General features: G+C 37.4%; 8 protein-coding genes. 7 read left to right on the top strand and 1 reads right to left on the bottom strand.

From position 1 onward, the window contains the following. Positions 1–35 precede the first annotated feature (35 nt). From CDH50_RS07620 to CDH50_RS07590, 7 genes are all read left to right on the top strand, one after another. Positions 36–1,076, top strand: a complete 1,041-nt coding sequence (locus tag CDH50_RS07620; RefSeq protein WP_100611422.1) for a GMP reductase — start codon at positions 36–38, stop codon at positions 1,074–1,076. A 196-nt stretch (positions 1,077–1,272) separates the two neighbouring features. Continuing rightward, positions 1,273–4,596 (top strand): transglutaminase family protein, encoded by a 3,324-nt coding sequence (locus tag CDH50_RS07615; protein ID WP_100611421.1) that lies wholly within the window; start codon positions 1,273–1,275, stop codon positions 4,594–4,596. Between the two features lie 12 nt (positions 4,597–4,608). After that, complete coding sequence (locus CDH50_RS07610; RefSeq protein ID WP_100611420.1) at positions 4,609–7,164, top strand: circularly permuted type 2 ATP-grasp protein; 2,556 nt, start codon at positions 4,609–4,611, stop codon at positions 7,162–7,164. 2 nt (positions 7,165–7,166) lie between these two features. Further along, a complete protein-coding gene (locus CDH50_RS07605) occupies positions 7,167–8,057 on the top strand; it encodes a transglutaminase family protein (protein WP_100611419.1) in 891 nt (296 codons plus the stop codon). A gap of 157 nt (positions 8,058–8,214) precedes the next feature. Further along, complete coding sequence (locus CDH50_RS07600; RefSeq protein WP_100611418.1) at positions 8,215–8,847, top strand: trimeric intracellular cation channel family protein; 633 nt, start codon at positions 8,215–8,217, stop codon at positions 8,845–8,847. A 5-nt stretch (positions 8,848–8,852) separates the two neighbouring features. After that, the gene (locus CDH50_RS07595; protein ID WP_100611417.1) at positions 8,853–9,413 is read left to right on the top strand and encodes a helix-turn-helix domain-containing protein; all 561 of its coding nucleotides are present in this window, start codon (positions 8,853–8,855) and stop codon (positions 9,411–9,413) included. Positions 9,414–9,505: 92 nt separating this feature from the next. After that, positions 9,506–12,007: a heavy metal translocating P-type ATPase gene (locus CDH50_RS07590; protein ID WP_100611416.1), complete on the top strand. Its 2,502-nt coding sequence runs from the start codon at positions 9,506–9,508 to the stop codon at positions 12,005–12,007. A 131-nt stretch (positions 12,008–12,138) separates the two neighbouring features. On the opposite strand, the gene CDH50_RS07585 is transcribed toward CDH50_RS07590, so the two are convergent. Beyond that, the gene (locus CDH50_RS07585) at positions 12,139–13,365 is read right to left on the bottom strand and encodes an ATP-binding cassette domain-containing protein (RefSeq protein ID WP_157804949.1); all 1,227 of its coding nucleotides are present in this window, start codon (positions 13,363–13,365) and stop codon (positions 12,139–12,141) included. Between the last annotated feature and the right edge of the window lie 11 nt (positions 13,366–13,376).

Raw genomic sequence — 13,376 nt, 5'->3', positions numbered from 1 at the left:
ACATATTTTTGATATAGGATTAATTTCAGATACTTATGCGCATAGAATACGATATAAAGTTAGGATTTAAGGATGTTATGATTCGTCCAAAACGCTCCACATTAAAAAGCAGATCGGAAGTTAATTTAGAACGGGAATTCAAATTTTTGCATAGCCCCATAACTTGGGAAGGCATTCCTATTATTGCCGCGAATATGGATACCGTGGGTACATTTGAAATGGCTCATGCCCTATCCAATAAAAAATTAATTACTGCTATACACAAACATTACACCATTAATGATTGGAATCTGTTTTTTGAAAATGCCCAAGACTCTATGGCAGATTATCTAGCCATAAGCACTGGAATAAGCAAACACGATTCCGATAAATTAGCTACTATTATTAGTCAAAATCCACAACTTAAATTTATATGTATTGACGTTGCCAATGGCTATTCTGAACATTTTGCAAACTTTGTGAAGAAGACTAGGAATTTATATCCAGACAAAGTCATTATCGCTGGAAATGTAGTCACAGGTGAAATGGTTGAAGAACTTTTACTATCAGGTGCCGATATTGTCAAAGTGGGCATCGGGCCAGGTTCAGTATGCACCACCAGAATAAAAACGGGTGTTGGTTATCCACAATTATCCGCGATTATTGAATGTGCAGATGCTGCTCATGGTTTGGGCGGACAAATAATTAGTGATGGTGGCTGCGTAACACCCGGGGATGTCGCTAAAGCCTTTGGTGCTGGAGCCGATTTCGTGATGCTTGGTGGCATGTTTGCAGGGCATGATGAAAGTGGCGGGGAAATTATAGAAAAAAATGGGAAACCCTACAGAAAATTTTATGGCATGAGTTCTTCAACCGCTATGGAAAAACACGTTGGTCATGTGGCTGAATACAGAGCCAGTGAAGGAAAAACGGTTGAAATCCCATACAGAGGGAAAGTCGATAACACTTTGCAAGACATTTTAGGCGGTTTACGAAGTACGTGTACCTATGTTGGTGCGCAAAGATTGAAAGAGCTTACCAAACGCACTACTTTTATAAGAGTAGCCGAACAAGAAAATCAAATCTATACGGAGTAAAGGAATCTATCATGTCTTCTTTTAACGTATCAATAGCCATTTTTTACGTCTAAATTTACAGATTCAAAAATCTTTCTTTTAAAAATGATAAAATCATAATTTATCAGCGTAAATTATGTGACTATTTAGGATGTTTTTTTAAAAAATCTACATAAAAAAAACCTACATTGTATGTAATTTTAAATCAAGTTAATACATGGCATTAAAGATTGTAATTTCACATAAAACATTATATAAATACGATAGGCCCGTATCTCTTTCTCCACATATTTTTAGATTAAGGCCTGCGCCACATAGCAGAACACCTATTGAAGCTTATTCTATAAAAATAAAACCCGAAAACCAATTCTTTAATTGGCAGCAAGATCCTTTTGGGAATTATTTGGCACGGTTGATTTTTCCTGAGAAAACCACGGAATTGTCCATTGATGTTGAAATTATTGCCGATTTAAAAACTATCAATCCATTTGATTTCTTTGTTGAAGAATCTGCTGAAGAATACCCATTTGAGTATAATGAAACCATCAAAAAAGAACTTCTTCCCTATCTTGAAGTCACTGAACGAGGCAAATTATTGATGGACTTTTTAGCAACCATTGACAAAACCCCTAGAAAAACCATTTTCTTTTTAATAGACATCAACAGGAAAATATACGAATACCTTAATTACAACATTCGTATGGATCCTGGTGTACAAACCTGTGAAGAAACCTTAAGTCAGAAAAATGGCTCATGCCGTGATTATGCATGGCTATTTGTTCAAACCTTACGCCATTTGGGATTTGGCGCGCGCTTTGTATCAGGCTATTTAGTACAATTAAAATCAGATGAAAAATCATTGGATGGCCCATCGGGTCCTGAAGAAGATTTTACCGATTTACATGCTTGGGCTGAAGTCTATTTGCCGGGTGCTGGCTGGATTGGTTTTGATGCGACATCTGGTTTATTGGCTGGTGAAGGCCATATTCCGTTGGCGTGTACCCCTTCGTTTGAAAGTGCTGCGCCAGTTTCTGGAATGACCGATATTTGTGAAACGGAATTCTTTTTTGAGAATTCCGTAAAACGAATTTTTGAATCCCCCCGTGTTACAAAACCATATACGGAAGAGCAATGGAAAGCCATTTATAAACTTGGGTTTCAAGTAGAAAAACAATTACAAAAAGGGGATGTTAGACTCACTATGGGTGGCGAACCAACCTTTGTGTCTATTGATGATATGGAATCACCCGAATGGAATACCGATGCCGATGGCCCACATAAAAGGGAATTGGCAAAAAATCTATCAGCGAGATTATATGACACGTTTGCGAAAGGTGGTATTTTACATCAAGCTCAAGGCAAATGGTATCCCGGCGAACCTTTACCAAGATGGTCTATCGAACTTTGTTGGAGAAAAGATGAAAAGCCCATTTGGCGGGATAAAAAATTATTCTCATTATTTTCTGATAATCCTAAAATCCCGAAAGATGCTGATAGGCTATTCCTAAAATCACTTACAAAATATTTAGGTATCACAGACACCACCATAAAACCGACTTTTGAAGATTCCTTCTATTTTCTGTGGCAAGAAGGCAAAATGCCTTTAGATATTGACCCAACGAAAGAAGATGGCAACATGCTTGTAAAAAATAAGCTCAAGGAAATTCTAAAAGAAGGTACTTCAAAAGCCATCGGTTATGTATTACCGTTAAATAATACCATGGGCGATTGGTATACTTGCCACTGGGAGTTTAGAAGGGAGCACTTGTTTTTAATTCCCGGCAATTCACCTGTCGGTTTACGTTTACCTTTAGATTCTCTACTACTGAAACCTGAACATGAAGAATTTCCAGTTTTTCAACCAGATTTGTTTTCAAAAAAGAAAAAATTACGTAATTACAAACGTGTCGTAAACAGTAGGATTGAAAACGTACAAAACAATGGCATTCCATTAAAGAAGACCAATTATTTTATTCGAACGGCATTGTGCACTGAAATTAGGGACGAAAAACTTCACTTATTTCTACCACCTTTAGACAGTGCGGAAATATTTTTGGATTTAATGGCTTCTATTGAAGCTACGGCTAAAGAGCTATCGATTCCGGTAATTATTGAGGGTTACGACCCGCCAAAAGATAACCGATTGGAATCTATGAAAGTGACTCCAGACCCTGGTGTTATTGAAGTGAATGTGCATCCTGCAAAAAACTGGGAAGAGCTTACTTATAATACGTTAACTCTTTACGACCAAGCCAAAAAGTCGCGTTTGGGTACCGAAAAATTCATGCTCGATGGTAAACATACTGGTACTGGTGGTGGTAACCACGTCACATTAGGAGGCGTCACCCCTGCTGATAGTCCGCTATTAAGAAAACCTAGTTTATTAAGAAGTTTATTAACGTTTTGGCAACACCACCCAGGACTTTCCTATCTGTTTTCAGGTGCATTTATTGGCGCAACCAGTCAAGCGCCTAGAATTGATGAAGCCCGCATGGAAAACTTATATGAATTGGAAATTGCCTTTGAGCAAATTCCGAAAGAAGGCAAAGTCCCATTTTGGCTGACGGATAGGTTATTCAGACATTTATTAACAGACCTAACAGGAAATACACACCGCGCTGAGTTTTGCATTGATAAATTATATTCCCCAGACTCCTCTTCTGGCAGATTGGGAATATTGGAATTACGAGCTTTCGATATGCCACCGCACCCACAAATGAGCTTGATGCAAAACTTGTTGGTAAGAACCTTGGTAGCTTGGTTTTGGAACAAGCCTTACGAACATAAATTAGTCCGTTGGGGTACAGAATTGCATGATAAATTTTTGATTGAACATTTTGTAAGGGAAGATATTAAAGATATTGTTGCCCAACTAAATAAGGCTGGTTACAAATTCAGGGAAGATTGGTTTAATCCGTTTTTTGAGTTTAGATTTCCGCTTCATGGCATGGTTAAAATCAATGACATCAACATGGAATTACGAGCTGGTATCGAACCATGGAACGTTCTTGGTGAAGAAGCAACAGGCACTGGAACGGCAAGATATGTAGATTCTTCTGTGGAACGTCTTCAAGTGAAGGTTTCCAATTTCAATAATGAACGTTATGTGCTGACTTGCAACGGCATTAAAGTGGATTTAAAAAGCACAACGGTAAGAGAAGAATTTGTTGCTGGTGTTCGTTACAAAGCTTGGAATCCATATTCTGCCATGCACCCAACCATAGATGTGGACACCCCGTTGGTTTTTGATATTATAGATACTTGGAATAAACGTTCCATTGGTGGTTGCACGTATTTTGTGGCGCATCCCGGCGGACGTTCTTATGATACGTATCCTGTCAATAGTTATGAGGCAGAATCAAGAAGAATCAGTCGTTTTTGGGAATTTGGACATACCCAAGGTGAGGTTGAAAATATTTCCCAAGACTCCGATAAATCAAATAAAACCGTCAAAGAAAAAAGCGCCGAGAAAAAATTCACATATAAAGTGCTTCCAACCAATTTTGAGTTTCCAAATACCTTAGATTTGCGAAAAAAATAATAGCACCTTTTTATGATTTTAGATTCCAACATATTATTTCAAAATTATTTTTCTGATAACAGAAATTATGATGAAGTATTGAAATCTAATATGACTATTAATCCCAATTGGGAAAACCTACTAGAGAACATCAATCAAATTGGGTTGAAAGAACTCATCAATAAACAGAATGAAGTTGATTGGTTGATGGATGAAAATGGGGTGACCTACAATGTGTATAACGACCCCAAAGGAATGCACCGCCCTTGGAATTTGAATGTAGTGCCTTTTCTAATCCATGAAAATGAATGGAAAACCATAGAAAAAGGGATTATCCAACGCGCCGAACTATTAAATTTAATATTAAAGGATATTTACGGTAAACGCGAATTGATTAAAAAAGGGGTCATTCCTCATGAAGTTGTGTTTGCCCATCGAGGATTTTTAAGGCAATGCGACCAAATAGACTATAAAACATCCAAAAATTTATTAATCTATTCTGCTGATTTATCCAGAGGTCCCGATGGACGCATGTGGGTTGTTAACGACCGCACACAAGCACCCTCTGGTATGGGCTATGCCCTTGAAAATAGGTATGCCATAAATAGAGCTGTTCCATCCATATTTAAAAACATACATGTTCAGCATTCTTCTAGCTTTTTTTATGGTTTCAATCAAATGCTTATTGATGCAGCCCATGATAATAAGGACAACCCTAACATTGTTATTCTTACGCCGGGGCCGTTAAACGAGACGTACTTTGAGCATTCGTATTTGTCCTCATTTTTAGGATATCCTTTGGTAACGGGCAACGATTTGGTAGTGCGGAATGGCAAGGTATGGATGAAAACCTTGAAAGAACTCAAACAAGTAGATGTTATTTTAAGGCGTGTGGATGACGTGTACATGGATCCGTTGGAGTTACGCGAAGATTCATATTTAGGTGTTGCTGGCTTGTTGGATGTGGTACGGAACCAAAATGTGACCATCATCAATCCTATTGGTAGCGGTGTACTTGAAAATTCGGGGCTCATTCCGTTTATGAATGCCATTTCCAAATACTTCTTAAATGAAGATTTAATATTGCCGCAGATAGCCTCTTGGTGGTGTGGACAAGAAAAAGAGCGTCAATATGTTTTAAGCAACCTATCTAATTTTGTTGTGAAGCGCATCGACCGCTCCAATAGGGAAAGTTTATTTTTCTGTGAATTTTTGGATGCCAACCAATTGGAAAAACTAAAAAGAGAAATACAGTCAAACCCTTATCGTTTTGTTGCCCAAGAAAAAATATCATTTTCAACAGCACCCGATTTTGTGAATGGGCGTTTAGAACCTAGAAAAGTCATGTGCCGTACCTTTGCCATCGCAAGGAAAAACTCCTATAGTGTGATGCCTGGTGGTTTGGTTCGTGTGGCACCAGAACGGGAAGAATTACATGTGTCCAATCAACGTGGTGGCGTAAGTAAGGATTTTTGGATCATTACGGATAATCCCCAAACAGGCATGCATCATTATGCTTGGGATAATACTTGTAAAATATCCATTTCAGATATTAATGATTTACCAAGCAATACCGCAGAAAATTTATATTGGTCTGGTAGATATCTTGGTAGAGCGATTGTAACGGCACGATTTTTAAGAATGGTGCTAAACCAAATGAGCAATTCTCAATTTAATATCCAAAAAATTGAATCCGAAAAGCTACAATTTCTATTTCAATCGCTTACTACCATCACCTACACCTATCCAGGGTTTATTGGTGAGGATAATGAAGAGGCCTTAAAAAATCCGTTAAAAGAAATTCTTTCTGTCATAAAAGATGATAAACGTTTGGGCTCGTTTGCGCAAACGCTCAACAGTTTTAATAATTCCTACTATACACTAAGGAACTTATGGTCTAAGGATATGTGGCGCGTTTTTGATGGTATCCAAAAAATTTGGGGCCGCTTCATAGATGAAAAAAACTATGCAATCTCAGATTTAATAAAACTTTTAGACCGCATCATTACCAGATTAATTGCTTTTATGGGGCTCATTGAAGAAAGTATTTTAGTAGATCAAGGGCTTTTACTATATTTTATTGGTTTACAAACCGAACAGGCCATGATGAACGTTTCTAAATGCCGCTCGCTTTTGGTATTCAATTTAGAAGAACATTTGCAATACGAAATATTGGAATCGCTTTTAACTAGTCACGAAAGTTTAAATATTTACCGTTACAGTTACAAGTCGTATTTAAGTTTAGAAAATGTTATTAACCTTATCTTACTTGATAAAGAGTATCCAAAATCATTGACTTACCAACTTAAAAGAATCCAAAAAGATATTGATAGATTGCCTCATTCTAAAAATACTGAAACCGTTACCGAATGTCAACGGTTGATAAAAGAAGCCAATATTAAAATTGAAAATTTGAATATCAATAAATTGATGGGATTAAATACTGATAGCACTTTAAGAGAGCATCTGGACACAGAACTTTCAGAGCTTGCCGATTTATTGCACGACATGTCACTATCCATATCGAACACCTATTTTAATCATACTTACCAACAAACACAGTTGGTTAATCAAAACTTCCCACTCTAACCATGATATTTCAAGTATCACATACTACCAGTTATTTTTATGAAAGTGGGGTCACTTTTTGCCACAATCTGGCCACATTGAAACCAAAAGATATGCTTGGGCAAACCGTATTGGATTATCAAATAGTCATCAGCCCAACACCCAGCGATATTTCTGAAAAATTGGATTTTTTCGGAAATACCATTACCCGATTTTCCATTCAAAAATACCATAGTGAACTAAAAGTAACCACCCATAGCAAAATACTTAGGGATTATAGTTTACAACCCAATATAGATGCCTCTGAAGAAGGAAAAAGCATCACATTACAACAAGCGTTGATTGAACTAAAAAGCTATGAAGAGCCCATATTGGACGTCCGTCAGTTTGTATTGGAATCCATCCTCATTGCTGGAATTACGCCTGATATAAAAGCCTATGCAGAAATATCCTTTAAGCCTGACCGACCCGTTTTTGAAGCGGCTTACGAGTTAATGCAACGCATTTACACCGACTTTGAGTTTAACTCGGAGTTTACCAATGTGGCTACGCCCATACATGATGTGATGAAAGAGAAAAAAGGCGTTTGTCAAGATTTTGCACAAATTGCCATTGCCTGTGTCCGTTCGGTTGGATTGCCCGCACGCTACATCAGTGGTTATATTGAAACGGTGCCTCCCCCCGGAAAAATAAAATTAGTTGGAGCCGATGCATCCCACGCCTGGTTTTCAGTGTATATCCCTAAATTTGGTTGGGTAGATTTTGACCCCACAAACAACCAAATACCCAAAAACCAACATATCGTAGTGTCTTGGGGACGTGATTATTACGATGTCCCACCACTAAAAGGTGTTATTTACAGCACCGGTAAAAACAAAATGAAAGTGGCGGTTGATATTCGACCTGCGGTTTAGAGAAACGTTTTCTTATTAGGTTTCTTTCTTAATTTTAGCTTATGGTAAATATTGCCTAAATTAACACCCATCAGATAATTTCCGAGTAAACCTTTGGAATTAGAAAGACACAACTTGTGGTACGAATGAATAAAAACTGAACTATAAATAATCTATTTTGGAAATAAATTTCACTACAATAATAGAACTCTTAGGCACATTTGCTTTTGCCATTAGTGGTATCCGGTTGGCTTCGGGCAAACAAATTGATTGGTTTGGGGCGTATATTATTGGTTTAGTTACTGCTATTGGTGGAGGCACCATGAGAGATTTATTACTTGACGTCACGCCATTTTGGATATTGGATGCTAAATATTTCCTAACCACAGGCGTTGCCCTTATCGCCACACTATTGTTTAAAGACAAGCTTTTCAAATGGGGAAGCACCTTATTTTTATTTGACACCATTGGACTTGGACTATTTACCATAGTAGGCATTACTTTAAGTATTAATGCGGGGCTTCCTTTATGGGTTTGTATTGTTATGGGAACCATTACTGGCACAGTAGGTGGCATCGTGAGAGATGTATTATTAAACGAAGTGCCTTTAATTTTCAGAAAAGATATTTATGCGCTTGCCTGTGTTGCAGGTGGTGGTGTCTATTTTCTTTGTAGTTATTTTAGCTTACCAACAGATATTACTGAAATAATAGCTGCGTCAACCGTTATTATCTTACGATTGATTGCCGTGAAATTCCATCTTCATTTGCCGCAATTACAACCATTAAATGATAAAACGAAAGACCATTAAAAGCCATGAAACTCTATATAAAAAATATGGTTTGTAGCCGTTGTAAAATGGTAGTGAAGTCTGAGTTAGAAAAACTCGGAATTCAACTACTTTCTGTTGATTTGGGAGTCATTGAAATGCTGGAACCTGTTACGGAGCAGCAAAAGCATGACATAGCAGTCACACTAAAAGTATTTGGATTTGAATTGATAGATGATAAAAAAAGTAAGTCCATTGATAAAATAAAAACCTTAATCATTGATTTGGTACATCACAAAAACAATGATCTTAATGCAAACTTATCAGAATACATTTCTAATCATTTATTGCAAGATTATGCCATGTTAAGTAATCTATTCTCTGAGGTAGAAGGTATCACCATTGAGAAGTATTTCATCCTTCAAAAAATTGAACGTGTTAAGGAACTCCTGATGTATGATGAAATGAGTCTCAGTGAAATTGCTTTTTTGCTCCATTATAGCAGCGTAGCGTATTTGAGCAATCAGTTTAAAAAGATTACGGGCTTTTCGCCTTCGCATTACAAACAATTAAAAGACAAAAAACGCATGCAGATTGAGGATTTATAAATGTTACAACTCATAACCAAAATTCTACAACAAAGATACACGACCAACTCCCGAACTTTGTAACATAGTTTTTAACCTTAAAATTCAAGATTATGGTACATACCTATCACATAACAGGAATGACTTGCAATGGTTGCCGCAGTCATGTAGAACAAACCCTTTCAAAAGTTAAGGGCGTTTCTAAAGCAACGGTTAATTTAGAAGCCGCAGAAGTAACGATTGAAATGACATCCCATATTCCTTTGGAAACTTTTCAAGAAGCTCTTAAAAATGATGGTGGCAGATATGGTATTCATTTACCTGGTGGGCATCAGCATCACACAGAACCAAAACAAAAAGAACAACCTAAAGGAAAAGGTACGGGAACGTTCTATTGCCCCATGCATTGCGAAGGCGATAAAACCTATGATAAACCGGGCGATTGTCCTGTTTGTGGGATGGATCTTGTTGAAGAACAAAATCTATCTTCCCTTTCAACCCAACAATATACCTGCCCAATGCACCCAGAAATTGTGAAAGACGAGGCGGGTTCTTGCCCCATTTGTGGCATGGAATTAGTCCCAAAGGAACCAGACCTTTCTGCAGAGGAACGAACCTATAAAACGCTTTTAAAGAAATTATGGATGGCTACGGCATTCACCTTACCCATTTTTTTAATCGCTATGAGCGAGATGGTTTCCAAAAATCCACTATATGATGTTATGGAACAAAGTAGTTGGAATTGGGCACAATTTGCATTGTCCATTCCAGTCGTGTTTTACGCTACGTGGATGTTTTTTGAACGTGCCTACAGAAGCATTAAAACTTGGAACCTTAACATGTTCACACTCATTGGTATTGGTGCCGGTGTGGCTTGGCTATTCAGTATCATCGGGATGCTTTTTCCCCATATGTTTCCGTCTCAGTTTAAAACCGAATCTGGTGCCGTTCATGTATACTTTGAAGCGGCTACGGTCATTTTAACATTGGTATTGTTAGGTCAGTTTTTAGAAGCCCGTGCGCATAGTAAAACCAATTCTGCAGTAAAAGAACTATTGAAATTAGCCCCTAGTAAGGCCATTAAAATGGTTCGTGGTGAAGAAATAGTCGTGAGTATCGACAACATAGAACTAAACGATATTCTAAAAGTAAAACCGGGAGATAAAATCCCCGTTGATGGTGTCATTACACAAGGAGACACAACGATTGACGAATCCATGATTACAGGAGAACCTATTCCCGTTAATAAAACAGAGGGTGATAAAGTAAATAGCGGTACCATTAATGGGAACCAAGTGTTTTTAATGAAAGCTGAAAAAGTGGGTAGTGATACGTTACTTTCCCAAATCATCCATATGGTAAACGAGGCCAGTAGAAGTCGTGCACCCATTCAAAATTTAGCAGATAAAGTCTCTAGTTATTTCGTTCCTGCGGTAGTCATCATTTCCATCATAACCTTTGCCGTTTGGGCTATTTTGGGTCCCGAACCCGCTTATGTATATGCGCTGGTAAATGCTATTGCCGTATTGATCATTGCATGCCCTTGTGCCTTAGGATTGGCAACACCTATGTCTGTTATGGTGGGTGTGGGCAAAGGTGCTCAAAATGGCATCTTGATTAAAAGTGCCGAAGCCCTTGAGAAAATGGATAAAGTAGATACCTTGATAATTGATAAAACAGGCACCATCACGGAAGGCAAACCAACTGTAGAAAAAGTAGGTTCTTTTCATAATGACTACAGCGAAAAAGACGTTTTACAGTATATTGTGTCATTAAACAACAACAGCGAACACCCTTTAGCCGAAGCGACTGTGGCCTATGGTAAAGAACACCATGCCGAAATATTACCTATTGAAGGTTTTAGCGCTGTGACCGGGAAAGGTGTTGAGGGGAAGGTTAAAGGTAAAAAATTAGGATTGGGAAATCCTAAAATGATGACCTATGCCCAAGCAGAACTGACTCTGGAAATGCAAGAGGAAGCCAAAATCCATCAGAAAAAAGGGAAAACCGTGTCCTTTTTAGCTATGGATAATGCCGTTATTGGTTACGTGGTTATTGGCGATAAAATAAAGGCGACCAGTAGCGAAGCTATTAAAGCACTTCAAGCCAAAGGCATTCAGGTCATCATGCTAACAGGTGATAATCACGAAACAGCTCAAGCCGTTGCTTCAGAACTTAAATTGACTGATTTTAAAGCGAGTATGTTGCCCGAAGACAAACTGAAAGTAGTAGAAAAATTGCAACAAGCGGGTAAAATTGTTGCTATGGCAGGAGACGGAATCAATGATGCACCAGCCTTGGCAAAAAGCGATGTCGGGATTGCTATGGGTACGGGAACTGATGTAGCCATTGAAAGCGCTATGATAAGTTTGGTAAAAGGCGATTTGAATGGTATTGTAAAAGCAAGGAATTTAAGTCATAGCGTCATGAGGAATATTAAACAAAATCTATTTTTCGCTCTTGTTTATAACACCTTAGGGATTCCCATCGCTGCTGGGGTTCTATTTCCTGTATTCGGAATTTTATTGTCCCCAATGATTGCTGCTTTGGCCATGAGTTTTAGTTCAGTATCGGTTATAGCGAATGCATTACGCCTAAAAACGGTTAAGATTTAAAACACGTTAAACTTAATGTTCGAATGACAATCAAGTAAAATCAGAAATCAGTAAATGCAAAATGATTCGATAACGTTTACTATATTCAATCATGTTTCATAAGGTAAAACTTAACAGTCCACATTTATTTATTAAGAAGACACTATTTTCCCAATAGAACCATTTTCATTTGGTACTAACTCATAAATAAAATCGGGTTTGAGCCCCACTTCTTGCCTGTGAGATACGTATAAAATAGCGGTATCACTTTCTGAAGCTATTTTATTTACGAGTTGCGTGAATAATTGAGCATCTACATCATCGAGTCCGTTGGTGGGTTCATCTAAAATTAATAAAGGTGGTTGTTTTACCATGGCTCTGGCAATCAAAACCAAGCGTTGGTGACCAGTAGATAATGACAAAAAGTTCGTTTCTTTAATATCAAACATATTCAAAATACGTAACCATTGATGCGCTATAAGGGTTTGCCGTTCCAACGGGAATTTATAAAGCCCTATGGAATCAAAAAAACCTGAAATAATCATGTTTTCAATGGAATCTGACCGTAAAAACCCTCTCAGCATGTCGGATGAAAAATAACCAATATGCCTTTTAATATCCCAGACCGTTTCACCACTCCCCTTTTTCATACCGAATAAGGTGATGTCCTGTAAAAACGCTTTGGGATTATCACCAGAAATCATAGACAATATGGTGCTTTTTCCAGAACCGTTTGGGCCTTTAAGTTGCCAAAATTCCCCGGATTTAATTTCCCAATTAATGGTGTTTAAAATAGGCCTGTCCCCATAATTGACCGATACATTTTTAAATGTCACTAACGGATTAATTTTTTTTAAAGTTGAATGGTGATTTTTTGGCAATGATTCTACAAACAAAGTGTGGGTTTCCACTTTTAAAAAATTTATATCATTAATAGGCACCAAAGTGTTTTCTTGTAATCGATAAATTTTATCAATAAAAGAAAGTATATCTCCCACTCTATTTGTAATCTGTATGATAGGAATTTTTAAACTTAATTGCTTTAAAGTCTGTTGAATCTCTGCTTGTGCCGAAGTATCCAGATTACCAAAAACATTATCTGCAATAAGGTATTCTGGGTTTTGCAAAATGAGATGATTTAATAAGGCTTTTTTTCGTTCCCCTTCAGAAGATTTTTGAAGACTATTTTTGGTATCTGTTAAAACATCAAAATGCTCATGGATGATTTCTTCTTGAATGAATTGATTTAAAATGATTTCAGAAAAAACAGCACCTTTTAAATTTGAAAAGCCATCAAAAAGTTGACCATCTATAATACGCTCAATAAGTTGATGTTTATCATTCTTATTTGAAATATAAAGCGCAATATGAGTATTCAAAAAATGGTTTA

Origin of the sequence: Confluentibacter lentus (assembly GCF_002806995.1) — a bacterium.
GTDB lineage: Bacteria > Bacteroidota > Bacteroidia > Flavobacteriales > Flavobacteriaceae > Confluentibacter > Confluentibacter lentus.
The sequence above is the reverse complement of the archived record's forward strand: the minus strand, read 5'-3'. Positions and strand labels throughout refer to the sequence as shown.

Coding starts and splice junctions, on each gene's coding strand:
- CDH50_RS07590 (WP_100611416.1), top strand. CDS start 9,506: ATGGTACATACCTATCACATAACAGGAATGACTTGCAATGGTTGCCGC.
- CDH50_RS07620 (WP_100611422.1), top strand. CDS start 36: ATGCGCATAGAATACGATATAAAGTTAGGATTTAAGGATGTTATGATT.
- CDH50_RS07615 (WP_100611421.1), top strand. CDS start 1,273: ATGGCATTAAAGATTGTAATTTCACATAAAACATTATATAAATACGAT.
- CDH50_RS07610 (WP_100611420.1), top strand. CDS start 4,609: ATGATTTTAGATTCCAACATATTATTTCAAAATTATTTTTCTGATAAC.
- CDH50_RS07605 (WP_100611419.1), top strand. CDS start 7,167: ATGATATTTCAAGTATCACATACTACCAGTTATTTTTATGAAAGTGGG.
- CDH50_RS07595 (WP_100611417.1), top strand. CDS start 8,853: ATGAAACTCTATATAAAAAATATGGTTTGTAGCCGTTGTAAAATGGTA.